Origin of the sequence: Saccharococcus sp. Marseille-Q5394 (assembly GCF_946901335.1) — a bacterium.
Lineage (GTDB): Bacteria > Bacillota > Bacilli > Bacillales_A > Planococcaceae > Sporosarcina > Sporosarcina luteola_C.
The window spans coordinates 473,279-498,390 of record NZ_CAMPPQ010000002.1 but is presented as its reverse complement, the minus strand read 5'-3'; the positions used below and the strand labels follow the sequence as shown (position 1 = coordinate 498,390).

General features: G+C 45.6%; 32 protein-coding genes. 10 read left to right on the top strand and 22 right to left on the bottom strand.

The window, feature by feature from the left end:
• Positions 1-23: 23 nt before the first annotated feature.
• Both OC538_RS13040 and OC538_RS13035 read right to left on the bottom strand, forming a co-directional pair.
• Positions 24-674, bottom strand: a complete 651-nt coding sequence (locus tag OC538_RS13040; protein WP_262176036.1) for a pentapeptide repeat-containing protein — start codon at positions 672-674, stop codon at positions 24-26.
• Positions 675-934: 260 nt separating this feature from the next.
• Entirely contained in the window at positions 935-1,813 is an 879-nt protein-coding gene (locus tag OC538_RS13035; protein WP_262176035.1) for a putative RNA methyltransferase, read from the bottom strand.
• A 128-nt stretch (positions 1,814-1,941) separates the two neighbouring features.
• On the opposite strand from OC538_RS13035, the gene OC538_RS13030 reads away from it, so the two are divergent.
• On the top strand, positions 1,942-3,072 hold the full coding sequence (locus OC538_RS13030) for a CAP domain-containing protein (protein ID WP_262176032.1): 1,131 nt from the start codon (positions 1,942-1,944) through the stop codon (positions 3,070-3,072).
• 69 nt (positions 3,073-3,141) lie between these two features.
• Positions 3,142-4,281, top strand: a complete 1,140-nt coding sequence (locus tag OC538_RS13025; RefSeq protein ID WP_251695427.1) for a zinc-dependent alcohol dehydrogenase — start codon at positions 3,142-3,144, stop codon at positions 4,279-4,281.
• A gap of 281 nt (positions 4,282-4,562) precedes the next feature.
• Here the strand turns inward: OC538_RS13025 and OC538_RS13020 are convergent, their stop codons facing one another.
• Both OC538_RS13020 and OC538_RS13015 read right to left on the bottom strand, forming a co-directional pair.
• On the bottom strand, positions 4,563-5,120 hold the full coding sequence (locus tag OC538_RS13020; protein ID WP_262176030.1) for a superoxide dismutase family protein: 558 nt from the start codon (positions 5,118-5,120) through the stop codon (positions 4,563-4,565).
• Between the two features lie 231 nt (positions 5,121-5,351).
• Positions 5,352-6,032, bottom strand: coding sequence for a phosphoribosylaminoimidazolesuccinocarboxamide synthase (locus OC538_RS13015; RefSeq protein WP_251695429.1), 681 nt, complete (start codon positions 6,030-6,032; stop codon positions 5,352-5,354).
• 229 nt (positions 6,033-6,261) lie between these two features.
• Here OC538_RS13015 and OC538_RS13010 point away from each other — a divergent pair, with 229 nt between their 5' ends.
• The 8 genes from OC538_RS13010 to OC538_RS12975 all read left to right on the top strand — a co-directional run bounded on the left by OC538_RS13010 (position 6,262) and on the right by OC538_RS12975 (position 13,750).
• The gene (locus OC538_RS13010) at positions 6,262-6,483 is read left to right on the top strand and encodes a heavy-metal-associated domain-containing protein (protein ID WP_262176028.1); all 222 of its coding nucleotides are present in this window, start codon (positions 6,262-6,264) and stop codon (positions 6,481-6,483) included.
• 15 nt (positions 6,484-6,498) lie between these two features.
• Complete coding sequence (locus OC538_RS13005; protein ID WP_262176025.1) at positions 6,499-8,388, top strand: heavy metal translocating P-type ATPase; 1,890 nt, start codon at positions 6,499-6,501, stop codon at positions 8,386-8,388.
• A gap of 13 nt (positions 8,389-8,401) precedes the next feature.
• Positions 8,402-9,106: a Crp/Fnr family transcriptional regulator gene (locus OC538_RS13000; protein ID WP_262176022.1), complete on the top strand. Its 705-nt coding sequence runs from the start codon at positions 8,402-8,404 to the stop codon at positions 9,104-9,106.
• A 267-nt stretch (positions 9,107-9,373) separates the two neighbouring features.
• A complete protein-coding gene (locus OC538_RS12995; RefSeq protein WP_262176020.1) occupies positions 9,374-10,093 on the top strand; it encodes a YebC/PmpR family DNA-binding transcriptional regulator in 720 nt (239 codons plus the stop codon).
• 228 nt (positions 10,094-10,321) lie between these two features.
• Positions 10,322-11,851 (top strand): D-alanyl-D-alanine carboxypeptidase/D-alanyl-D-alanine-endopeptidase, encoded by a 1,530-nt coding sequence (dacB, locus tag OC538_RS12990; protein WP_262177801.1) that lies wholly within the window; start codon positions 10,322-10,324, stop codon positions 11,849-11,851.
• Between the two features lie 119 nt (positions 11,852-11,970).
• Positions 11,971-12,855: a hypothetical protein gene (locus tag OC538_RS12985; RefSeq protein ID WP_262176018.1), complete on the top strand. Its 885-nt coding sequence runs from the start codon at positions 11,971-11,973 to the stop codon at positions 12,853-12,855.
• 9 nt (positions 12,856-12,864) lie between these two features.
• The gene (locus OC538_RS12980) at positions 12,865-13,335 is read left to right on the top strand and encodes a DinB family protein (protein WP_262176016.1); all 471 of its coding nucleotides are present in this window, start codon (positions 12,865-12,867) and stop codon (positions 13,333-13,335) included.
• Between the two features lie 19 nt (positions 13,336-13,354).
• The gene (locus OC538_RS12975; RefSeq protein ID WP_262176013.1) at positions 13,355-13,750 is read left to right on the top strand and encodes a VOC family protein; all 396 of its coding nucleotides are present in this window, start codon (positions 13,355-13,357) and stop codon (positions 13,748-13,750) included.
• Positions 13,751-13,786: 36 nt separating this feature from the next.
• Here OC538_RS12975 and OC538_RS12970 read toward each other — a convergent pair whose 3' ends face one another.
• The 18 genes from OC538_RS12970 to OC538_RS12890 form a co-directional block, all read right to left on the bottom strand.
• The gene (locus OC538_RS12970; RefSeq protein ID WP_262176010.1) at positions 13,787-14,167 is read right to left on the bottom strand and encodes a CopG family transcriptional regulator; all 381 of its coding nucleotides are present in this window, start codon (positions 14,165-14,167) and stop codon (positions 13,787-13,789) included.
• 141 nt (positions 14,168-14,308) lie between these two features.
• Positions 14,309-14,698, bottom strand: a complete 390-nt coding sequence (locus OC538_RS12965; RefSeq protein WP_251695437.1) for a hypothetical protein — start codon at positions 14,696-14,698, stop codon at positions 14,309-14,311.
• 136 nt (positions 14,699-14,834) lie between these two features.
• Entirely contained in the window at positions 14,835-15,692 is an 858-nt protein-coding gene (locus tag OC538_RS12960; protein WP_262176008.1) for a manganese catalase family protein, read from the bottom strand.
• Positions 15,693-15,875: 183 nt separating this feature from the next.
• Positions 15,876-16,160: a hypothetical protein gene (locus OC538_RS12955; protein ID WP_251695439.1), complete on the bottom strand. Its 285-nt coding sequence runs from the start codon at positions 16,158-16,160 to the stop codon at positions 15,876-15,878.
• A gap of 26 nt (positions 16,161-16,186) precedes the next feature.
• The gene (locus tag OC538_RS12950; protein ID WP_262176005.1) at positions 16,187-17,152 is read right to left on the bottom strand and encodes a S66 peptidase family protein; all 966 of its coding nucleotides are present in this window, start codon (positions 17,150-17,152) and stop codon (positions 16,187-16,189) included.
• 18 nt (positions 17,153-17,170) lie between these two features.
• The gene (locus tag OC538_RS12945; RefSeq protein ID WP_262176003.1) at positions 17,171-17,626 is read right to left on the bottom strand and encodes a GNAT family N-acetyltransferase; all 456 of its coding nucleotides are present in this window, start codon (positions 17,624-17,626) and stop codon (positions 17,171-17,173) included.
• A 58-nt stretch (positions 17,627-17,684) separates the two neighbouring features.
• Positions 17,685-18,188 (bottom strand): NUDIX hydrolase, encoded by a 504-nt coding sequence (locus OC538_RS12940; RefSeq protein ID WP_262176001.1) that lies wholly within the window; start codon positions 18,186-18,188, stop codon positions 17,685-17,687.
• Between the two features lie 9 nt (positions 18,189-18,197).
• On the bottom strand, positions 18,198-18,914 hold the full coding sequence (locus tag OC538_RS12935) for a nucleotidyltransferase domain-containing protein (RefSeq protein WP_251695443.1): 717 nt from the start codon (positions 18,912-18,914) through the stop codon (positions 18,198-18,200).
• Between the two features lie 21 nt (positions 18,915-18,935).
• The gene (locus tag OC538_RS12930; RefSeq protein WP_251695444.1) at positions 18,936-19,355 is read right to left on the bottom strand and encodes an NUDIX hydrolase; all 420 of its coding nucleotides are present in this window, start codon (positions 19,353-19,355) and stop codon (positions 18,936-18,938) included.
• Positions 19,342-19,878, bottom strand: coding sequence for a GNAT family N-acetyltransferase (locus OC538_RS12925; RefSeq protein ID WP_262175997.1), 537 nt, complete (start codon positions 19,876-19,878; stop codon positions 19,342-19,344). Before OC538_RS12925 ends, OC538_RS12930 begins: the two co-directional genes overlap by 14 nt.
• Positions 19,879-20,096: 218 nt before the next feature.
• The gene (locus OC538_RS17980) at positions 20,097-20,288 is read right to left on the bottom strand and encodes a putative holin-like toxin (protein ID WP_353056619.1); all 192 of its coding nucleotides are present in this window, start codon (positions 20,286-20,288) and stop codon (positions 20,097-20,099) included.
• A 101-nt stretch (positions 20,289-20,389) separates the two neighbouring features.
• Positions 20,390-21,484: a helix-turn-helix domain-containing protein gene (locus OC538_RS12920; RefSeq protein WP_262175994.1), complete on the bottom strand. Its 1,095-nt coding sequence runs from the start codon at positions 21,482-21,484 to the stop codon at positions 20,390-20,392.
• A gap of 117 nt (positions 21,485-21,601) precedes the next feature.
• Complete coding sequence (locus OC538_RS12915) at positions 21,602-22,219, bottom strand: NUDIX hydrolase (protein ID WP_251695447.1); 618 nt, start codon at positions 22,217-22,219, stop codon at positions 21,602-21,604.
• A 49-nt stretch (positions 22,220-22,268) separates the two neighbouring features.
• A complete protein-coding gene (locus OC538_RS12910) occupies positions 22,269-23,033 on the bottom strand; it encodes a DUF817 domain-containing protein (RefSeq protein ID WP_251695889.1) in 765 nt (254 codons plus the stop codon).
• A gap of 70 nt (positions 23,034-23,103) precedes the next feature.
• Positions 23,104-23,634 carry a GrpB family protein gene (locus tag OC538_RS12905; RefSeq protein ID WP_251695448.1) on the bottom strand — a complete coding sequence of 177 codons (531 nt, stop codon included), beginning with the start codon at positions 23,632-23,634 and terminating at the stop codon, positions 23,104-23,106.
• Positions 23,628-23,987 carry a hypothetical protein gene (locus OC538_RS12900; protein ID WP_262175992.1) on the bottom strand — a complete coding sequence of 120 codons (360 nt, stop codon included), beginning with the start codon at positions 23,985-23,987 and terminating at the stop codon, positions 23,628-23,630. The genes OC538_RS12905 and OC538_RS12900 overlap by 7 nt, the downstream gene beginning before the upstream one ends.
• Entirely contained in the window at positions 23,927-24,172 is a 246-nt protein-coding gene (locus OC538_RS12895) for an AAA family ATPase (RefSeq protein ID WP_262175990.1), read from the bottom strand. Before OC538_RS12895 ends, OC538_RS12900 begins: the two co-directional genes overlap by 61 nt.
• Positions 24,169-24,990, bottom strand: coding sequence for a VanW family protein (locus tag OC538_RS12890; RefSeq protein ID WP_251695450.1), 822 nt, complete (start codon positions 24,988-24,990; stop codon positions 24,169-24,171). Before OC538_RS12890 ends, OC538_RS12895 begins: the two co-directional genes overlap by 4 nt.
• Positions 24,991-25,112 lie beyond the last annotated feature (122 nt).

Genomic DNA, 25,112 nt, shown 5'->3' with positions numbered 1-25,112 from the left:
TCAAATGTCTTTTCAGTATACCATCATTCATCTTTCACCGTTAGACCGAGCGCACGCGCAAAGCCGAGCGCCTGCTCCGTCGAAACGATGCATCCCGCAATCTTCGGCACTGTCACTTCTATGCGCTCGTATGTATTGTTGGATAAATCCACGCCATCCAAATCGGTTTCCGAGAAATTCGCATCGTCAAGCTTGCACTTTTCAAATCGGACCTGTTTAAAATCGCATTCGTAAAAATCGCTATCCTCTAAGTTGCACTCCGTGAACTCAACTTCCTTCATTTTAGAAAAATTGAAGTTCGCATAGCGGGCGTCACATTCCTTCATGAGGAGATGTCCTATATTGGAATTGGCCATATCTGCACCCGTCAGCTTGGAAGCAACGATTTCGCATCGGTGGAACATGACATTTTCCATTTGGACGTTTGAGAAATCACATGTTTGGAATAAAACATCGACGAATTCTGCGCCTCTCCAATCACTGTTCGCAAATGACATGTCTTTGAACACGCAATTATCAAACACGAGGCGCTCCCCATCTGCACCTGGCATTATACCGCCTTCAAATCTCACTTTTTCAATGAACCCGTCCCGACTCCATATATCCGAAGGCCTCAACAGCTCATGTTCCATCGACAATTTCGGTTTCACCCGCTTGTCCTTTTTAATCGCCATGCAATCCCTCCTATCGCGTCTTCCATTCAATAATTATGACGAGCAGTATGACAACTATGAACGCCAACAAATAAAACCAATTTGGAATCGAACTAATCCCGCTGAACATCTACCCTCTCCCCCTTCGAGCGATCTACAAATCTGATTATCACCGTTTACATTGAGCTTATCTCCGTTTATGGACCGTTTATCACCGCTAAGACTGGGTTTATCACCGCTCATGCATGCTTTATCACCGCTCGCAATGAGTTTATCACCACTTAACCGCTTTCCCCCGATCGCCGAATGCCCGAAATCACCCGCAAATCAATCGTAATCTCTTTCATTCCCGTCGCAATCACTTCAGCAACCTGCTCTTCACTCGCATTCCATGTGAGCGGCGTCATGCGAATCAATGGCGCGAGCAGCCCATCCGGCAGCGCAAACGTATATGTCACCCGTTCCGTCTCGACTGCATCGAACTGTTCAGAGAACCTTGCTACCGGGTCAGCCTCTTCTTTCTGCTGCTTCCCTTCGTAAAAGACGTCCCGCAACTCCTGCAAGTACCCGCTTTCCGGCACGACTTTCACCAACACGCCGCCGGGTTTTAGCAACCGGTTAAACTCCGCGTAATTCGCCGGTGATAAGATGTTCAAAATCGCATCGATACGAGCATCCGCAAACGGCATGGCAGCCAGGTCCGCCACACTCCATATGATTCCCGGGTAGGCCTTCGAAGCTGCCGCAATGCCTTCCTTTGCCAAATCGATACCTATACCGACACTCCCAGTCCTCATCCTAGAATGAACTGCCTGCAAATGGGTCCCTTCTCCGCAGCCCGCATCCAATACGACAGGACAATCAGATTTCGCAAATTGATTATCCAAACGGGAAATGATAGTTTCGAGGACAGGCTCGAAAAACCCGCTACTCATGACAGCAGTCCTCGCTTCAAACAGAGATTTATCATATTTCGTCGCATGAGCTTGCGGCGCCAAATTGACATATCCGCTTTTCGCCAAGTCGAATGAGTGCATGTTCCGGCAAATGAGTCGGGAATGCTCCTCTATTTCCATCTCAGCAGAACAGATTGGGCATATGAATAGCTGTATATTGTTCTCCATCACTAGCGCGCTTTGCATTTTCTTCGTCATTTTCATTTCCTGTACTCCGATCCAATAGTGTTCTACCAGTATACCGCCTTTCCGCTTGGACTCAAACTCTCAAAGTGTCCAACTGTATCTATCGCACCTTCAGCGGGTACAATACTAGAAAGGAGGCGATTTCCGTGAAGCGGATTTTTCTATTCATCATTTTCATAGTTGCACTTTATCTCGCAAAACCTTTATGGGAAGAGCCCGTTTCTAAATACATCGACCTTTCCTTCCTGAATCCTGTTGATGAAAAGGTTGAAAACATATTAGGAAAAGAACCGGTCACTTCCACCATGAACTCCATCCTTAACGCTGCCGATAAATTATTCCTTTATATATCTTCGAAGTCATCAGAAGTAGAACAGCTTATTCCTGACAAAGTGGCTAAACCGAAATTGGGCAAACCTGATCAGTCCGCAATGTCCATCCATAATATCGAGCTAGGTGCTACCGAGGATCAAGTAAAGGCAGAAATTGGCGAGCCCAAAAGCTATTCATTGAATGAATACGGCACCGAGTGGTTCACATACCATGAAGATTACCAGAATTTCGTTATGATTTCCTTCGATGAAAATTCGAAAGTGAATGCCATTTACACGAATGATGACCTCATTTCCTCGAAAGCAGGAATCCGGTACGGCACACCGAAAGCTGATGTCCGGAAAGCTTATGGCGAGCCGTTGAAAGAGATCCGGAAAGGCTTGAATATCTATGTCCTGCAGGAAAACGAGGGAATGGATCTCTTTAGAGCCGGGGATGTCTATATGTATGTGTTTTACGATCTTCATCAGAATGAAACCGTGACAGCCGTCCAGCTCATCACTACCGCGTTAGAACAAAGAAAATCAGGGATGTACGCAGGCGGAGATGTATCGTTGCGCAACGGGTTCGAGCAGCAATTATTCGATTTAACGAACGCCGCCCGTGTCCGGCACGGCCGCTCAATATTGCAATGGAATGAGAGAATCGCTGAAACAGCGCGCAAGCATAGCCGCGATATGGCGATCAAAGACTATTTCAGCCATGAAAACTTGGAGGGGCTATCGCCTTTCGATCGGATGAAAGAGGATGATATCAAATTCCGCAGGGCTGGTGAAAATTTGGCGTATGGGCAATCGAGCAGCATTTTCGCTCATGAGGGATTGATGAATTCCTTAGGGCATCGGGAGAATATATTAATTAAAGACTATAGCCACCTCGGCATCGGGGTCGCTTTCAACGAGAAGTCGCAGCCGTATTACACGGAGAACTTTTTCCTGCAATGAACTCTTCGCGACTATTTTTGTTTCTTACGGGGAATATAGGAAGAAGCGGATAGAGAAGGAGGAGTTCAAATGAAAGCTGTAACGTTCCAAGGTGTGAAGGATATTCAGGTGAAAAAGGTTGAGGCACCGAAGATCGAGAAGCCTGATGATATTATTGTCAAGGTGACGTCCACTGCGATTTGCGGGTCCGATCTGCATATCTATTTAGGCGCGTTACCTACACATAAGGGATATGTCATTGGCCATGAACCGATGGGAATTGTTGAAGAAACTGGACCGAATGTAACGAAAGTGAAGAAAGGCGACCGGGTCATCATTCCGTTCAATATTTCATGCGGCAAATGCTTTTATTGCGAGCATCAGATGGAAAGCCAATGCGACAATTCGAATCCGAATCCCCATGTCGATACGGGCGGGTATTTCGGATTCACCGAACGGTATGGGGAATATCCTGGCGGCCAGGCGGAATATTTGCGCGTCCCGTATGGCAATTTCACACCGTTTCTCGTACCGGAGTCTTGCGAACTTCCTGACGAGGCGTTGCTTTTCCTGTCCGATGTGCTGCCAACCGCCTATTGGAGCGTCGAGCATGCCGGCGTGAAGCGTGGGGATACGGTTGCCGTGCTTGGTTGCGGACCTGTCGGATTAATGGCACAAAAATTCGCGTGGATGAAAGGCGCGAAACGCGTCATCGCAGTCGACCATGTCCCGTATCGGCTGAATCACGCTGTGAAGATGAACAAAGTGGAAGCTTTCAATTTCGATGACTATGACAATATGGGCGCGCATATTAAAGAGATCACCCGTGGCGGCGTTGATATTGTCATTGATTGCGTCGGAATGGATGGAAAGAAGAATATTGCGGAGAAGGTCGGTCAAAAGTTGAAGATGCAAGGCGGGACGTTAAGTGCAGTGGAAATCGGTTACCAAGCCGTGCGTAAATTCGGGACGATCCATCTGACAGGCGTCTACGGTTCGCTCTACAACATGTTTCCACTCGGGAATATGTTCGAACGGAATATTACGCTGAAGATGGGGCAAGCCCCCGTCATCCACTACATGCCTACACTTTTTGATAAGATTACGAAAGGCGAATTCGATCCGACGGAAATCATTACGCATGTCGTTCCGATGGAGGAAGCGTCCGCTGCGTATCATCATTTCTACGAGCACGAAGATGATTGCATTAAAGTGATATTGAAGCCATAAATATGAAAAGCAAAGGGCGCCTGCATAGCCCCGACAAAGCAAAGACGTGCTCGTCACGCTGCGCTTTTACTCGCAAAAGCCGTTCTTCGTGACGGCTTTCTCTGGAAGACATACCGGAAAGGCGTTCTTTGCCTTTTTCGAGAGGAAGGCAGTCTAAAACCGTCGCTTCATGCGACAACGACTGCATGACCCGCATCGTGCGGGCCCAAGGGACTCGAGGGGCTGGCGCCCGGAGCTAGACAAAAAACCGGTCCATGCATCCGTCGCATGGACCGTTTTTCTTATTTCTTCCCTGTGATGGCAGCGCAGGCAATGCGTGCACCAGAATCCCCTGCCGGATCCGTCTTGTAGTCATCCGCCTTTTCGTGGATAACGATTGCACTTCCGTCCTTATCGAGGATAGAGTTTTCCTGGCCTTTTTTCAGTGTAATTTCTGAATTCGTCAACTTGAACGACACTTTCCCGTCCTTCGGCACTTCGATATTCGGCAAATCGCCAAGATGGAAGCCTTTTGGATTGTCAAAGCCGTGTTCCTTCCCGGCCGGATTGAAATGCCCTCCCGAAGAAGTGAAATCGGGTGGTGTACACACACCGGTTTCATGGAAATGAATGCCATGCAGTCCAGGCGGCAAGTCCTCCGCCTGCACATTGATCATAACGCCTTCCGTCTCTTGGACCAATGTCACTTCACCGATTACCTTTCCTTTAGTGTTCAATAAAGGAGAGACGATCGCTTCCATTTGTTCCCCGCTGACAGGCACCTTCTTATTCGCTTTCCCGCACCCCGCCACTACGATAATGACGCTGATTAGTAAGACCATTAATAGCTTTCGCTTCATTGTAGTTCCTCCTCCACGTTTATTCCTGCCAAGCATGCCCAACTTAAGAGAATTTAGTAGTGGTAAGTTTTCCCGCCGATTTGTCGAGGATAGTTTAAGCTCGGCAAGCCTGTTTTGGGCGCGAGAAGCCCCGCTTTGGACGCGAGAGCACTCACTTTGGACGCGATTGCCAACCCATAAAAAAACCGCCGCACATTCCCCTATATCGGAATGAACAGCGGTCTCCTCTATTTAAGCTAATACCAATTTCTCCAGGTCTAGCGGCGCCACATACACACCATCTTGATACACACGCATATTGCCGCCAGAAATTTCGTCGATCAGCATGATATTCCCTTCCGGATCATGTCCGAATTCGAGCTTAATGTCGTACAACTCAAGCCCCTTCACCGCAAGTTCCTCTTTCACGACAATTGAAATTTCCTTCGTCAATTTTTCTAATACCGCATACTCGTCCTCCGTCAAAATGCCGAGCTGCGCTAATGCATCCTCATTGATCGGCGGGTCATTGCGGTCATCGTCTTTAATTGTCACTTCAACAAACGCATCCAACGGTTGTCCTTCTTCGCAATATGCCCCGTATCGACGCAGGAAGCTTCCGACAGCGCGGAACCGGCAAATGACTTCCAGACCTTTTCCGAATACTGTTGCCGGTTTCACAGTCATTGTCACATTTTCGATATCGGCATTGATATAATGCGTCGGGATTCCTTTATCCGCCAATTTCTCAAAAAAGAATTTCGTCATGCGCAAGCCTGATTGCCCTGCGCCTTCAATCGTCAATCCTACTGTATTTGCTCCTGGGTCGAACACGCCGTCTTCCCCGGTCACGTCATCTTTGAATGCCAATAAAACATTGCCATCTTCCAATTTATAAACATCTTTCGTCTTGCCTTTATATACAAGTTCCATGCCCACGTTTCCTCTCTATTCGAAAATGTAGTGAATCGAACCACGCAGAGTTCGATTTGCCGTATTTCTGCGTTTTTTGCAGAAATTAAGGCAGCCTTGTTCACTTATAGTATAAGGCACTTTTCCTTGATTAAAAAGTGAAATCTTGATGGAGGTCAAGGTTTCATCCCAAAAAACGCCTTATGATGTAGTCAAGAAGAAGAAAACAACTACATGGAGGTAGAGGAAAATGAAGAAAATCGTATTGAACTTGGAGACGTTGACTTGCCCATCTTGCATCAAGAAAATTGAAGGTGCTTTGAACAAAATGGATGGCGTCATTGAAGCAAAAGTGCTGTTCAACTCAGGAAAAGTCCGTGCACAATTTGACGAAAGCAAAATCGCCGCTGAGCAAATCGCGAAAACAGTTTCCGGACTTGGCTATCCGGTCATCTCACAAAAAGTTTCATGAAAGGAGTGAAGGAGTATGAATGCAAAACGAACTTCCCAAATCACCGCCGTGACTGGACTGCTGCTCGCGGCGGCAATCGGGCTCCATCTCGCAGGATTCCATGAATGGCGGCAAATACTTCTCATTTCGGCAACCGTTCTTGCCGGCATCCCAATTGCTTTCAAAGCATTCAAGGCATTGAAAATGAAAGCATTCAGCATTGAATTATTAGTGACAATCGCTGTCATCGGTGCATTGTTCATCGGTGAATACGTCGAGTCCGCCGCAGTGACATTCCTGTTTTTATTTGGCGCGTATCTCGAAGCACGCACGCTCGAAAAAACACGTTCTTCCCTGAAAGCACTCGTCGATATGGCGCCGCTCGAAGCGACAGTCATCCGTGAAGGTGAAACGATGACGATTCCCGTCGACGACGTAGTAGAAGGCGATCGCGTCATCATCCGGTCTGGTGAAAAAGTCGCCATCGATGGCCGGATCGTGTCAGGAAATGCAACGTTGAATGAGGCAGCCATCACTGGTGAATCCGTCCCTGCTTCAAAAGTGCTCGATGACCGTGTCTTCAGCGGAACAATCGTCGATAACGGGTTCATCGAAGTAATTGCGGAGCGAGTCGGTGATGATACGACATTTGCACGCATCATCGAACTTGTGGAAGAGGCACAGGAATCACAGTCGAAGACGGAGAAATTCCTCGACCGCTTCGCCAATTTTTACACACCTGCTATCGTCGTCCTTTCTGTCCTTGTTTATGTATTCACACGGAATATCGAAATGACGCTCACCTTCCTCGTCATCGCTTGTCCCGGGGCGCTCGTCATCTCCGCACCTGTCTCAATTGTCGCAGGCATCGGAAACGGCGCTCGCCACGGCGTTCTTATCAAAGGCGGCGACATTATGGAGAAGCTAGCGAAAATCGATACGGTCGTTTTCGATAAAACCGGCACATTGACACGCGGGAAACCTGAAGTGACGGATATTCATGCAATTGGCATCGGCAAAACGGACCTCCTGCAAATCGTCGCAGAAGCCGAAATGATTTCCGAACATCACCTCGGCCAAACAATCGTCAAGGAAGCGAGGAACCAAGGCCTTCAACTGGTGAACGAACCGGAAAACGCCGTAGTGATTAAAGGAAACGGCATCCGAGCGACAATTGAAGGAAAGATGCTCGCAATCGGCAACCGGAAACTGATGGTTGCTGAAGGAATTCAAGTGGATCAGGCGATCGAAGACTATGCAATCGCCCGTGAGAAAGCCGGGAACACTGCAATCTTCGCAAGTATCGACGGCAAAATCTCTGGGGTTCTGTCAATCGCGGACCGGATTCGTCCCGAAGCGATGGATGCGCTCCGCGAACTGCGGGCAGGCGGCGTCAAACAGATGATCATGCTAACTGGCGACAACCGCCATACAGCCGAACTCGTCGGTGAACGATTAGGCTTGGATCAAGTACATGCAGAATTATTGCCGGAAGATAAAGTCGCCATGGTCCAACAACTGATAGACGCCGGTCACCGCGTTGCGATGGCAGGCGATGGCATTAACGACGCACCGGCAATTGCGACTGCAGATATCGGGCTTGCAATGGGCGAAGGTGGAACTGATATCTCGATGGAAACTGCCGATGTCGTCCTTATGGCAGACCGGCTCGACCAATTCTCACATGCCTATTCACTCGCAAAAGCGACTGTCCGCAATATGAAACAGAATACATTCTTTGCAGTTGGCACAGTCGCATTGCTACTCGCAGGTGTACTGCTCGGCAAAGTGTTCCTCGCTTCCGGCATGCTAATTCACGAAGTTAGCGTCCTGCTCGTTATTTTGAACGCCATCCGGTTAATCCGCTATACTAAGAGAAAGCCTGTAAAACGGCAAAACTTGGAACGGGAATTACTACCGGAATGAGGAGTGAACGTTGATGACAGGAAACGGACAGTGCAGGCACGGTGATGGGACGGCGGAGATGCAGAAATTGTGCATCTCCATCGTCCCGATTTTCAACCATCTTGAACCGACGGAAATGAATGAAATTGTCAAGCATACCCATTCGGTCAGCCACCCACGTGGACATACAATCTACCACGCAGGCGATATTTCGGATGGACTGTATATCGTTCATAAAGGCAGGGTGAAAATCTATCGCCTTTCTGAAAGTGGCAAGGAGCAATTAGTGAGGATTCTGGAACCAGGCGATTTTACAGGGGAACTTTCTTTATTCAGTGAAACAGTGCACGACGCGTACGCCGAGGCGATGCAAAAAGTCGAGCTTTGTGTCATGAGCCGGGACGATTTCCAGAAGTTTTTATTGAAATACCCTGCCATTTCGCTCAAAGTGCTTGGTGAATTTTCTACTCGCCTCGCAAAGACAGAGAAACAGGCCGCCCGGATCGCCATGGAAACGACTGACACACGAATCGCTATGTATCTTGCAGATTTAGCGGAAGAATGGAATTCAGATCGGATTGAATTGCCGATGACCCGCAAGGACTTGGCCTCGCATATCGGCACAACACCTGAGACGATTAGCCGAAAGCTCGCGGAATTTGAAGATGCCGGCTGGATCCGCCAACTGAGCCAGCGAGAGATTCAGATTTTGGACGTGGATGCGTTATTGCTTGTTTAAGTTGGGGAACGAGAACTTTTCGGGGATAAACGAGAACTCTTTACGCGGGAATGAGAACTTTATGGAGATAAACGAGAACTCTCTACGCGGGAATGAGAACTTTATGGAGATAAACGAGAACTCTTTACGTAGGAACGAGAACTTTTTTCGCAGAAACGTGAACTTGCCCCATTCCATTTAAAGGATTTTTCGCTTGTCAGCATTCATGCTACGGGTGTATAATTGCTTGATGAAATTAATGCTCAGACTGAAAGCGAGTGAATGAGAATGGGCCGTAAATGGAATAATATTAAAGAGAAGAAAGCTTCGAAGGATGCGAATACGAGCCGTATTTACGCAAAGTTCGGGCGTGAATTATATGTTGCAGCAAAACAGGGTGAACCTGATCCAGAGTTGAACCAAACGTTGAAAGTAGTAGTGGAGCGTGCGAAGACATACAACGTTCCAAGAGCGATCATTGACCGCGCAATCGAGAAGGCGAAAGGCGGCGCAGAGGAAAACTATGACGAGCTTCGTTACGAAGGGTTCGGCCCGAACGGATCGATGGTTATCGTCGATGCGCTGACGAACAACGTCAACCGCACCGCTTCCGAAGTGCGCGCAGCTTTCGGGAAAAACGGCGGAAACATGGGTGTCAGCGGTTCCGTTGCATACATGTTCGACGCGACTGCTGTCTTTGGTTTGGAAGGTAAAACTGCGGATGAAGTGTTGGAACTTCTAATGGAAGCAGACGTTGAAGTCCGCGATATTTTAGAAGAAGAAGACACGGTCATTGTCTACGCGGAGCCGGACCAATTCCATGCTGTGCAGGAAGCTTTGAAGAATGCTGGCATCACAGAATTCTCCGTAGCTGAATTGACGATGCTCGCTCATAATGATGTCACTTTGGATGCTGATGCGCAAGCGCAATTCGAGAAAATGATTGACGCATTGGATGACCTGGAAGACGTTCAGCAAGTTTACCATAATGTTGAATTAGGGGAATAAATCTTGTGAAAACCGCCATGATTGGCGGTTTTTTATTATGGATTGCCTGAAGTCATCGAGCAACCGCCTGATAGGCATGTATGAGCAATGCCAATTCAAACATATAATGAATAACGACTACTTATCCACTTAGGTAAAACGCTTCAATTGCTAATTTTCTGTATTTTCTCCTACCCACTTCAAAAAAGTTGAAGTACAATCAAATACAAAGGATGAAAGGATGTGAGCATGTTAATGAAACAGCAATGTCTTCTCAAAAGGGCTTTTCTGGCAATGGTAATTGCTTTGATCGCCGTATTTCCGGTAACACATGAAGGAACGTATTCATCTGTCGCCGCATCCGGAGAAACAACTCCCGTAGCATCCATTGATTCGACAACCTTAGACCAAAAAATACAGGCAATAGTAAAAGACCCGAAGCTCCAAGGGGGAATTACCGGGGTCAGTGTACGGAAAGCCGATACGGGTGAAACGATTTATTCCCACCTCGGTGATATCCGGCTACGCCCTGCTTCCAATATGAAATTGCTTACGGGCTCGACGGCAATGGACATATTGGGTCCTGACTATCAGTTCTCGACAGAAGTGCTGACGGACGGACAAGTAAAAGGAAAAATGATTCACGGCAATCTTTATCTGAAAGGTAAAGGCGACCCGACGTTGATGAAAAAGGATTTGGATCAATTCGCAAAGGATTTGAAGGCGAAAGGGATCGACAAGATCAACGGAAACCTGATTGCTGACGACAGTTGGTATGACGGCGACCGTTATTCCCAGGATTTGAACTGGTCGGATGAGCATAATTATGTCGGAGCACAGGTTTCTGCACTGACGCTTTCCCCGAACGAAGACTATGACGCGGGAACTGTTATTGTCGAAGTGAATGCTGGCAATAAAGCCGGGGATCTTCCGAAAGTGACACTCACTCCGGAAACGGACTATGTTGAGATTGTCAACCGTGCAACGACTGTGGCGAAAGGCGAAACGAAAAGTATTTCCATCGCGCGTGAGCATGGAACGAACAGAATCATTATTGAAGGCAAAATTCCTGTAGAAGGTACGAGATCCCAGTCATGGTCAGCTGTTTGGGAACCAACAGGATTAACCCTCGATGTCTTTAAGAAGTCACTCGAAGAACAAGGCATCCAAATTGTCGGGAACGGCGGGATGAAGACCGGTGTGACACCTGGGAACGCTACCGTTCTTCTTTCGAAAAAATCGATGCCGCTAAGAGAACTTTTCATTCCATTCATGAAGTTGAGCAACAACGGACACGCCGAAACGTTGGTGAAGGAAATGGGGAAAGTACAACGCGGCGAAGGTAGTTGGAGTGCAGGTCTCGCCGTAATGAAGGATAAGCTGAAGCAATTCGGCGTCAACACGGATACGATCGTCCTTCGCGACGGCTCCGGCATGTCGCATAAAAACCTCGTTTCTGCAGATGAATTCACAAAATTACTGTATAACATTCAAGGCAAAAGCTGGTTCCCTGCGTTCGAGGCTTCCTTGCCGATTGCGGGCGTTCCTGAGCGGTTGATTGGGGGCACGCTCCGCAATCGGATGGGCAGTGGGTTGACGGCCGGAAATGTTACTGCAAAAACCGGATCCATCACAGGCGTCTCCACCCTTTCCGGTTACGTCACCGCGAAAGATGGCTCGGAACTAATTTTCTCAATCTTAATCAACAATTATGTAACCGGACCTGTTACGCCGATTGAAGATGCGATTGCGAAAGTGCTCGCGGAATATGAGTTTTGATTGACTATCAGATAAAGGCATCCATTCAATGGGTGTCTTTATTTTTATTTGGGAAGGATTCACAGATAACAATAGCGAAAGTATCCATATTAATCATTCTTTCGAAAGTGGGGATTTAAATGGAAAAACTAGCGACCGAACAATATCTACAAGCCACGGATTTTCTTAAATCAGAGGCACGACCATTAGAAAAAGCGCTATTCGAATTTGAATTTGAAAATGGCAGCCGGGGGCAAGTGTTAGAGGAGCTTAAGGTTTATCAAAATGAAGACGGCGGTTTCGGAAATGGATTGGAGCCTGATTTCCGATGTGAGGCATCTTCAGCGTTAGCCACGACAATTGGATTACAGCATTTAATTCGCGTCGCGGCGGATCAATCTGAGCCGATGGTGCAGCGAGCAATTCAGTATGCACTTAATACGTTTGATGAGGAAAAGATGGGATGGGAAATCGTCCCGAAGGAAGTGGAGACTGCACCGCGCGCCATCTGGTGGAATTATGGGGGCGATTGGCCATGGGGAAATCCAAGCGCTGAAATGACTGGATTGCTTCATCATTACAAGGGGCTTGTTCCTAAGGAGTTTCTAGAAAAGTTGACTGCCCACGCGGTTGCTTATACCAACGAAGAGGCGACAAACGACTTTCATGAATTGCAGTGCTTGGTGAAATTGATGATAGAATTGCCTGCGGAAGAAGCAGGGAAAATTTCTGCTAGAGTGCGCGAGATTGCCCACCACAGTGTGACGACAGACCAGGAAAAATGGCATGACTATTGCCTGCTTCCCCTTCAAGTCGTATCATCCCCGACGTCTTTTCTATATGAAGACTTTAAAGACATCATCCCTGCAAACATTCAGCATCTCGCTTCCAGCCAAACAGAAAATGGCAGCTGGGAGCCAACATGGGCATGGGGACGATATGAAGACGTTTGGGAAACCGCTAAGCAGGAATGGAGCGGTGTGCTGACGCTTGATAATTTGAGGGTCCTGAGGGCGTTTGATTGAGGTGGTGAAATGAGTGAGTATGTAAAAAGTGTGTTGCATCAATTCCATATTGTGGTTATGTCGACGATTGACATTATAGATACAGTAGATCAATCCGATTTAGAAGTGCAGCCAACAGAAAACAAGTTTTCTGTCGGGCAGCTGTTGGCTCATATGGCCCTAGTCTGCAAAGCCGATTTACTCATTTCAGAGGAAGCTTCTGAGGGACAGATGAGCAATTTTTATGCGGTCAACACTCTTGTGTCCGTGACTGAAATGAAAGAAGCGTTGCTGTCTAACTTTACACTTTTGGAAAAACGTTATCTTGGTTATACCGAGGAAGAACTGATGCAAAAGACAACTTCGTATTGGGGCGTTTCCTATACGCGGTTTGAGTGGTTGTTAGAGATTTCAGCACACCTCTATCACCACCGCGGGCAGTTGCATGCCATGCTTATCCATTGTGTTAGGAAAGATCTTAACGTTAAGTTATTTGAATAACAGTGAAAAGGTGATTCAATTGTTGTATGAATTGACGATACAAGTTCGGGTAACAGAGTTCGCAAAAGGGCAAGATTGGTATACGACCTTGCTCAAAAGAGAACCTGATTTCATTCCGCATGATGGGTTTGCCGAGTGGGAGCTCCTCCCCGGTTGTTGGTTGCAAGTTGCTAAAGGTATTCCTTCTGTTAATAGTGGCCCTCTTAGGTTGGGAGTACTTGATATCGAAAAGGAACGCAATCGGATTCAGGAAGAATTAGGCGTTAAACGGTTCGAACTTCATTCAAGGGAAGAAGTACCCGTCAAATGGGGAACTTTCACAGACCCTTGGGGGAATCAGCTAGGTTTCTTCGAATATAAAAACGAGGAAGAGAAAAAGGCAAAGTTTCGGATTGCGTTAAGGAGCTTACAATGAAGACGTCTCCCAGTTTTTTTCCCGGGAGGCGTCATTTCATAGCTCTTGAATAGCTGTTTTCACTTCAGCATTCGCTTTCAATACACCTCTTACTTGTACCGAAGCCATCGTCTGTTTCACCAGTTCTGCATCGACGTTATCTGAGATCACGAGTAATCCCGCAACTTTCACATCAATCATTGTCCCAGAGTCACGAAGCTTTTCCAGCTCTTTTCGCCCGTAATTCACTACCCCTACGACATATGATTTCCTAATTACGATGTCCTTGACTTCATCAGCATGCGTATCCAATTGACTACGAATCGAAGTCCTTATGAAATCTGTTCTGTTGGAATAAAACCCTTGATCAACAAGCAAATCGACTTTCCCCAAGTCGACAACGTTCATATTAATTGTAATCTTTTCAGATTCAGCCACCCCTACCATCCCCCTTTTGTATGTTAACTATAGTATATGCCATCCGCATGGATGGTGTACAGATGTTTTCGGATTATTGAGAGTTAAAAGAAACAAAAACAGGAATTGAAGAGCTGAGTCGCCCTCATTTCCTGTTTTCTGTTACAACTCCACATCATCACTCATCTCAAACACATCAAACACATTTTCCTGAATGATGAGCGACATGATTTTCCCCTTTTTCTCAAAGTAATGAACATGGCCGACACGTTGGTCTTCAAGCTCGTTCCATCCCCATTCCCGGATTTCCTGCAAGTAGTCAGCGGGCGGGGTTCCTTCTTCATCCCCGATGCCCTCCAACTTGTACTTCGCCGATTTCGCAATTTGCGATGTGCAATCTTCAGGCTTCAGTTCATAGGCATTTTTCGGAACCGGAAATCCTTCATTGATGACCGCCATCCGATAGCCATCTTCCTCCGTATACTCATATACACAACCCGTCATCATCACAGCGGCAACTAGCAACATCGGAATCAACATCCACCTCAGCATATTAACCCCCTCCCTCACTGGAACTGTTACTTATAGCGTAAAGGGAAAATCACTGTTTGTCTCCCGACGAATTTGTGACAATACTTGGGTGTGAAAAAACAAAAAACCCCTAGCTTTATGACCAGGGGCTGAGAAATCAACGGTTCAAATCTTGAGTTCCAGGACTATGTTCGTTCGGCATTTCAGGCATCAACGGTACTGGAAACCCTTTAGGAGGGTCAACCACAGCAAACGTTTCGGGATTTCTACTTGGGGTTTGTCCTTGAAGAATTTCGCCTATGCGGGTAGGGTCTAGCCTAAAGTTGAACTGTATATGATGGAAACCCATCTCTACATACTTTCTACATTCAGGATACTTGTTTATATCATAATTAGGAATTGGGAGTATCTTGCCCCAATCAACGCCCAACGTCTCCAAAGCTTTAGCAAAAGCATTTTGATGTGCGTTATCGCGAACGATAAGAAAAGCTAGCGTTTCGCGGAATGTTTTATTTGAACTCATTTCGTAAATACGTGTTTTTTGGAGTACACCTGTTGATTCGAGTACCAAATTGTCGAGTAAATCAGCGATGAGGTTTCCATGAGCATACACCCAAGAACCATTCCAAGGATTGCCTCCAGCGTCGACTGGTAGAGAAGATTGAGCGCCAATAATATAATGATGTGGATTTGCATGTCTAGTGGCATCATTCAATGGGGCTTGATCGACACCGGCGTTTCCTGGCGCTGCAGAATGGCCTGAGTCATTTAATAGCTGATTTATTGTATTTTGAACTAGTTCGACGTGCGCAATCTCTTCCAAGAAAACGCCACGGAGCAAATCTCGATATTGTGTATCTTTCCCCCGAAAATTGGAGCTTTGGAAAAAGTATTGCATCATCGTTCTCATCTCACCGTAATGACCGCCTAATATTTCTTGTAATACTCTTGCTGCTTCCGGGTCTGGTTTATCAGGAGTGATAATATTAATTAGCTCTTCCTTGTAGTAGTACAAACTGATCCAATCCTTTCAACTTTTTTCTAAGGATTAGACTGTCCTTCATAATGAAAATTATGCGTTAATAAGGGAATATGCTGTAAGGCAATCACTAAAATCGAACAAATAAAAGTAGCGCCTCCTTTTACGGAGACGCTTTTTCTAGGTTGAAACAAATAGGGCTTTGCAGATGAACGATGTTCATTTAAGCAAACTGCCAACAATTATAATAGAGCCAATTATGACCATCAATAAAGCAGTAAGGAGTAGTGATACTATACTTCTAGATATGGATTTCCATTCTCTCATGTCCTTCAATCCTACAAGTCCGAGGAAAAAGACAACTAATGTTACGCCAAAAACGATATTCAACGGATGGGTGCCTGTCATTTGAAACAGTTTAAAGATAGAAGGAGTAAAAATCGTAAATAAAAATAGTGGAATGCAAAGCAGTGCACCTATAAATGACCATACATTTACATTCATTAAAACGAATACTCCTCCCTTACACCTTAAAACCTCACAAGTTTCAATGATCCTTTCTCCGCAGCAATCTGCACTTCTCCGCCAATCGGAAATGTAAACATTGGCTGCGTATGGCCGAAATCCACGTCATATAGAACTGGAATCGTTTTCAACATGGGATGCTTATCAAGAATGAACAGCAATTGCTCCTCCGTTATCTTTGACGCTCGTTGAAATCTGCCGATGACGAGGGCCTTTATGGATTGCGCATTTTGCAGTAATGACGTCAAATCTCTGGCGAACGTTTCGGGAATTGTCATTTCATCGTCTTCGATAAAAAGAATCGCATTTTCGATAATTGGCATGTACTTTGTTCCTTGCAGCAAATTCAATGTGCATAAATTGCCGCCCCATAGCTCGCCGCTTACTGTCCCCTCGTTATATGTCTTCCAAACCGTGTTCTCAAAGACACGGTTTTCCTGATCCAAATACCATGCATCGTCGCTCCAGTGTTCAGACGGCTTCAACTCGAACGGTTCATTCTGCATGAGACATTGCTTAAAGAAATGTGTTTGGTATTCCTGCGCCTTTCGCATTTGAAAGCTCGAGAAATGCGGCCCTGAATACGTGACCATTCCGGTCTGCGTCGATATTGCTGTCCCGATTGCCGTAATATCGCTGTATCCGCAAAACACTTTCGTGTACTTTTTAATTAATTCGTAATCAATGTAAGGAAGGAGTTCATTTGAATTAAAACCGCCAATGACCGTCAAAATGCCTTTTACATTTTTATCGGCAAATGCATCATGTAAATCCTCGACCCTTTGCTGAATGGAAGTGGAGTTTTGAAGGTTTTTGTCGAAAACATGTTTACCGAATGAAATGACAAAGCCTAAGTTCTCTAATCGTTCCTTTGCAGTTTGAACGCCTTCATCGGATAGAATGCTTGCACTTCGACTCGGAGCGATGATCCGAATTTCATCTCCTTGCTTTAATTTGTTTGGTATTATCATCGTAATCCCTTCTTCCCTTTACTGAATCTCTAACCTAAGCCGAATCATATCGATGCATTGAATGCCGTTCTCCATGATGATCTTGTCATAATGCTGTATGAAGAAGTCTTTGATCACATCCGAAATACGAAATCCGCATTTTTGATAGAGCGCAAGCTGACCTATGCTTGAGTTTCCCGTTCCGATTTCGATCCATTCATAGCCGCTGCTTTTCGCGACCTTGATTGCTTCTTGTAGTAATTTCTTGCCGATCCCTTGTCCTTGCCTATCTCCACGGACTGCTATGTTTGTAATCTCCACTGTAACTTCGGACAATGGAACTATCACAAAGACTCCAATTATGTCTTCGTTCTCCTCATATACATAACATTCGCCATCTGCTGTGTATGCTTCTACGAGTTCATAAGAAGGATCGGCGAGTAGAAGTAAATCATATGGTGGTATTTCATGATGCTGTAATTTTATTATCTTCATTCAATCGATAACTCCTGTTTTCAATAGATATTCTCTGCTATCCAATAGATATCTCCTTTTATTCAATAGATAACCCCTGGACACTTCTTGCCGCGTTCAAAATTTCATCAAAACCCTTCTGCCATCCCTTATGGTAATGAGCCGCCTCTTCCGGCCGAATCAGCATCCGCTCCGATGATTCGAACGCCGCGTCAAAGGGCATAAGTTCTGTAATATCCATCCGATAAAACACTTGATAACCCACTTTAGGGTAGGGGCTTGATGAATTCCATAACGGATTTTCTTCATGGCTCACTTCAATGGCACCTAAGTGTGTACAATCACCCGCCACATAGGCCTCCTCCATTACTTCGCGACAGACGCAAGCTTCCGCTGTTTCACCCGCTTCGATATGTCCTCCAGGAAAATCCCAACCGCGGTCATTCAAGTTAACCATGAGCAGTTTACCTTCATAAAAACAAAAAGCATGGACGCTTGTGATCAGTTCTCGATCCGGCATCAATTCCCGAATCCACGTAAGCCTCAACTGATGTCCACCCCAATTAACATGAGTAACTGTCATAGCCATTCCTCATTTCCCTACAGAATACCCTTCAAATAATCTTCCGCCATATGGTGCTAACACTTCATCTGTTAGTTCGATGATCCCTTCACGATTGCCAGTCTTATAAAATGAATGAAATGCTTCCACAAATCGATCGGCAAAGTCTTCATCATACTCTTTCAGTGCCCGCACGATCCATTTGGAGGCGCCAATCCACTGCCCGTTCGTCCGGAGTACAAATTCATGAATCGCTTCGGCGAGTGTATTTGCGATGAAAAGTGCATCTGTCTCATTTTGTGTTCCTATTAAATCACCAAGCGCATCTGTCAGCATGTACCGCTTCGTCAACAATGTCTGGTCCGACCAAGGGGCTGGTCCTGCATTTAACAACTCGGCAGCTTCGTTTTTAATCGTTGATAATATACCGGTGTCCCTCAAAACAATTCCCTCCGCTACCATTCGCGGCAAGCTAGGACGCGCTCGTTCCGCATCACTTCGAAAATAGGTTTGATAGGAAGTTAAAGAATGTACGAATACTTCAATTGGCCAGCCATATTCAATAAGTGTTTCACGGTAGGCCACTTCAATTTGGTTGTCAAAAATCACTATATCCAGATCCGATGTAGGAGTTTCTTCTCCCCTGACAACGCTTCCCGCGAGGACTGCAGCCTGGCAACGAGGGAAGTATTCATCGACAAATCGTTTGGCTGCGAATGGTGCTCTCATTCGTTTCATTCGTTTCATTCCTAGTTCCTCCAACTATTTTCAAATTTCCATTCGGTCAACTATTATTTTCACAATCTCTATTGGTCGAACATCCAACGCTATTAGCTCGGCAATCGGTATCCACTTCGGCTCATATAATCCACGGTTACAGCTCTCATCGTACTCTTCGCCTTGTCCTGTCCCAAATTCCCCGCCGACAATCTCTGCTAAGAAATAGTATTGCTTTCCATTGAATTCAACGATTCCCAGATGTTCTTTTATCTCAATATGAACACCTAGCTCCTCAAACGCTTCCCGAATTGTTGCTTGCTCAGGACTTTCGTCAACTTCAATTCCACCGCCCGGAAAGACATAATATTCCTCACCGCCAAGATTCCTCTTAATAACCGCGACCTTATCCTTCTCAATAATAACGGAAGATCCTCGATTTCTTGGCTGCACAACTTCACTTCTTGCCATATTCAATCAGCCAGCAATCCCGGTATTCCCCTTCATGCCATTCATGCTGTGGCAAGAGCTTGACCTTCTTGAATCCGCATTTCTCATAACACCGGATTGCCCGCTCATTCCACGTTTGCGGGTCCATAACGATGCGATCAGCATTCTTATCAATCAATAAATACGCAACTATCATTTCGACAAGTTGCGTCCCGATTCCTTTATCCCAATAGGCTGGTTCACCGATGAACTGGTCCATTCCATAAAGGATTTCTGACGGATCCGAATAGCCATAAATTCGTCTTTCCTCATCCCCAACCGGATAATACTGTACATACCCAATCGGCTCCTCATCATAGAAAATGAGGCACCTTGTTTCACCGTCTGCATTCCCGAAAAAACCCTCTTCGACTTGCGCCAAATCCAACGGACGATCCCGTCCTTCGTAAAACTGGAGAACCTCCGGATCGGACAACCATTTGGCCAAAAGGAATTTATCTTCTTCTATTAAATCCCGGATGGCTAACCGATTATTTATCAACATCCACTTCCCCCTAATCAATTATGCAGACTTAAATTATTTCAATTAATAGACTTTGTGATTCCTATTTGTTATAATTCCAATAGATAGAGGATATAGTAAAAAGGACCGCAACGATGTTAGAGCATCATTGCGGAACTTCAATAGACATGGTTTCCATATGGGGATCAGCGTCACGTCAGGGAATAATCCATCCGAGCCGGCTAAAACTCAAGGGTGGATTATTTCTTTTGTGACAATACTAATGCAATCACTGCTACGATTAGCGTAGAAAAACTAATCATGACGATTATTGCTTGGAATGTAGTCACGTTACAGCACCCCCTTCCGTCTAGGATAGACTGGAAAGTTGTTACAACTACGGAATGCTGACCGCCCTTGAAAACTATGCTATTATTCTCACAGTATACCATACACCCGTTCCCACTTACCAGACAATTCGCAACTCGGAGAACATGACAAATTATGTATACAATTTAAAAACAGCACCGAATTCACAGTGCTGCTTTCCCTCTCATTTAATCAACAAACCTTGAATCCATCTGCTAAGCGTTCCTTTATCTACAAATGGTGCTAATTCCGCCACAGTCGCCGGAGCAAACTCGCTCATTTCCATCCGATCCACAATTCTGCTCAGGACCTCCCTGTCAATAAAAGGAGCAAGGGAAACTAAGCGGCTTGAATCCAATTCGCCCTCCTTCACTTGTTCCGCCAATCGATTCAACATTGCCCGACTGCAGAATGGAGCCAATTTGACGACAAACTCCCATTTAAGACCTTCGCTCACTGCCCGATCAATCAATTTATCGACATGTTCTCTTCCGATAAATGGCGCCAGTTTGATAACGGCATGATAATCCACATTTTTCGTAACAGCTTTATCGAGTATATTCCACAATGTTTCTCTGCTAACAAACGGGGCCAGTTTACCGATCTGCTCCAATTCAATGCCATCCTCAATCGCTTGAAGCGAAAGCTTATCCAATGACTCTTGTTCCACAAATGGGGCCAGTCGGACTACAGCGTCAAAATCCACTCCATCTGTAACAGCCTTGTCTAACAATTGGCCCAACGCGTTACTGCTAACAAACGGAGCCAGTTTTTCGATCAATTCCAATTCAACACTGTCCTCCATCGCCTGGAGCACGAGCCCATCCAACAGCTCCGTTTCCACAAATGGCGCGAGTCTTACAATCATATCCTCATTGAACAAGCTTTTATCGACTCTCTCCGTCACGGCAGCCAATTCGCTTGCTCTTAATAAAGGGGCGACTTCAATCAATTCATCCATATCCGCTTCCCCCGCATTTATCATTTCCGCGACCTCTTCCCGACGGTCTTCAGAAATCCCCTTCATGATCCGCCCAAGATTATGGATATATACCGAACCTTCTCGCTCGGCACCTCCATTCATCAACTCATCCACCGACACACCAAAAGCCTGTCCGATGTTCATCAATGTCCCAAGGTCAGGCAACGATTCCCCACGCTCCCACTTAGATACGGCCTGATGACTCACATTCAACCGATCCGCCATTTCCACCTGCGTCCAATCCCGCTCTTTTCGAAGCTTTGAAATATAACTTCCAATCTTCCGTGTATCCAACATCCAAACAACCTCCCCAATATGTTTCAGCGCGCACTGTACATTCAGCGTAGCATATCGCTCTCTGGCCGCCTATCAACTGTTGGTTGAATATGAGATTCTACTCGTGGTGGAATGAAATCAATCGAATACCGTTTTCTTTTTAGGGTCCCTCAAGAATTCAAACATTGTTGTAATTTGAGACTCCGTATTTCGATTCATAGAAAGTGGCGGTAAATTGTTTTTCGTAAAGAACTCAACTTGATTTGTTTCGGGTCCTACAGCAGGTTCTCCTCCGATAATTTCACACATAATAAAAACCTTATAGTAATGATATGGGTCCGGAGGATGTGGATGCTTGTTTTTATCCAGTAATGCAATTAATTTTACCGGAATTACATCAAACCCGGATTCCTCTTTAATCTCCTTCACAACATTTTCTGAAGGAGACAATCCAATATCGCAAAACCCGCCTGGCAATGCCCACTTACCATCGATATTTTCTTTTACCATTAAGATTTGATCATTTTTAAAGACTACACCCCGAACGTCCACTTTCGGTGTTTGATAACCTGTTTCGTTCGTAAACAAGCTTTCAATTCTATGTATCTCAAGATCGGTGTACTCCGACATAATCTCTACACTGATTTTGCGCAACTCCTCATAGCGCTCTATATCATATATATCCCTTGAAAACGCTAGCCCTGACTGCGCCAAAGCCTGAATTTGCTTCGCCCAATCCAACCATTGCGTACTCATCTGACCCCCACCTTAACGTAAATTCTCAACCTTTACATTGCACTGCATCTTACCTGTTTTTTCCCTTCACCTGCTTTAACGTTGCGACGATTAGAAAGCTGACAATCACTAATAATAGCCATGAGCTGACTTTTCCTAGATGAACGAGACTCCATGCGTCGGCTTGGTTTGGATATTGCCATGCACCGAAGAACGTCGCGATATTTTCAGCTACCCATATGAAAAAACCGATGAGGACAAATGAAAGAGCAATGGGCATCCGGTACTGAGATCCATTCACATGATAACTAACCCAAGATTTCCAAAAGACGATGATGACAAGTGCAGATAACCACCAACGAATGTCGATCCAATAATGGTGGGTGAAAAAGTTCAAATAGATTGCCGAAGCAAGGGGGACAACTATCCAAAAAGGCGGCCATTTAATGAGGTCGACATCCAGCCTTCTCCACGCTTGGCATAGATAACTTGCTACGCTTGCGTACATGAATCCGCTATACAAAGGAACTCCCAAAATTTTGAAATACCCTTCCTCTGGATAAGACCACGAACCCATATTCACCTTGAAGATTTCAAGAGTAAGTCCAATCAAGTGGAACAGGGTAATTACTTTTAGTTCATCTTTCGTTTCCAGTCCCGAACGTAGCATCCACCACTGCATGAGAACGCAAATGACCAGAAGCCAGTCATACCGTGACAGTAAGGGAAGAGGTATAATTTTTGTAAGTGCCAAGGAAGCAAAAATAACAACCGGGAACAAACAGGAGAGAGCCTGCTGCCACCCGAAATGGACAAGTTGTTTAAATGCTCTTATGATGTTCAGCTCCGGCTGTTTTTCCGGAAGCGTATCCTGGTGTCTCATAGTAGTTTCCTCCCGCCCGTATTCACAATCCTGCTAACCTCAACACCTCATCAACACACGCCTTCTTTGCGTCTGTATATTTCCGTTCGTTATCCGGATATATCAACGCTAGTTCCTTCTTCAACGCTTCATATTTTTGCGCTACATCGGGATGTTCATTCAAATAGTCCCTGAAAAACGTATGTTGCTTCCACCAGTTGCCGCCATATTCTACGACATGATAGACATGCGTCTTCGTCAATTCCTCCAAATTTGAGAACTTGGCAAACACTGCTTTACCTTCAATTTCCACACGCCCCAAATGATAAATATCTGCATCCTTCAGTCGGTATTTATCGAATTTCTTCACGTCATCCACCGATCGGACACCAATGAGAATGTCAATCATAGGCTTTGCAGCAATCCCTTCAATCGCGGTGCTCCCGATATGCTGAATATCAACTACATACTCCCCGATTAACGATTCTACTAACGTCTTCTCCTGTTCGAAAAGCGCTTTCCATTCTCGGCAGTACGGTGTTAATGCGACTACGTCTTTATTCAGACCTAACATGTTGTCTTTGCTCCTTGTCTAATCTCTTTGCAAATGAAATCCGCAATCTCTTCAATACCAACATCGTCTGTTGGTATGAATTGTTCAAAGCAGGAGTCGGCAAACCCCTCAAGGCATTTATCCGTCTGCTCGAAGCACCAATTGCCTACCTCTTCTCCGCGTTCAATCAGCCGCTTATGAATTGTTTCCTTTTTCGCGGTCAAACAGAAGTGGTAGATTTCAGGATCGACTTGCAGGAATCCGCTATGAATTGTGTTGAAATAGTCCTCATTGTAAATCATCATCGGCACGATCAAATCCTTGCCGTATGTCTCGCGTATTGCCTTGCCACCTCTACCGTCAATGGTTTCCATATATTCAAGTCTTGAAAATCCCCTGTTTTCTCATTTTGCAATTTCATCTCATCCGGAATGATTTGCTTCAGCATGAATCCGACCTCTTCTGGATCATACAGCATCGCCCCATCCAGCCTGCTTACTAGTTCATTCGCAACAGATGTTTTGCCAACACCGAACACCCCGTTAATCATGATAATCATTTCCCGTCCCCCTCATATGTCAGAAAAGGCTCATACATTGTTATCGCATGATTCTCTGTGACGAATTCATCGTCGATCTGGTTCCCGTCTGCGTCATATACTTTCCGAAAAATCGAATTATGACGGACGTACCCTCCCCATAATTCCCTCGTGAAATGATGCTCTTTCTCGTAAATCTCATATGTCCGGGTTGCTGGCGCAATTGAACGCCATTCCCCGTTCAGATGTGTATCAGTTAAATAAATCATGAGCTGATATGGCGTTTGGGTTTCGTTCTTTATTTGCAAATCCAAATAATTGTAGGCACAAGTCGCCCCGCTGCCGAACGGCTGACTCCTGTTCGAATCGGGAAAGACATCGTAACTGTGGCGATAGCGCTCTGTCACAGTCAGCGGCGTATGCAATGTGATCCAATAGATGAGGTTTGATAGTTGGCAAAGCCCTCCGCCTGTCCCGACAGTCACTTTTCCATAATGGAGGATCATGCCGTCGACATACCCTTTCCGCTTCGTCGTATTGCCGATCAGGCGCCAGTATGAAAAGGTTTCTCCTGGTTCAATGACGACTTTATGCAATCGTTTTGCGGCAATCTCAAGATTTATTATTTTATTCCTTTGCAACTGCATATCGACGTCCTTCAATTGCCTCAGCAAAGGAGTCCGATGCTTTTTGATACTATATGGTAGTTTTTCACCGAGTCTTTTGCGCGCATACTTTTTCCCGTCTAACAGCCATTCACTATAGCGTTTCAGTCTATATACTTTCTTTCCTGCAAAGATTCTCAGTTTGCTTCGTTTGATCGGTTTTAATGAAACCATGGTGACACCTCCACCTAAACTTCATTCAACAAAGATTCTCTATTCTCCTTCATTATTGGGCGCTTACACGAAAGAATGGACCTTGAACTGTAAAGACGACTTAACTAAAATGATCCAAAGCT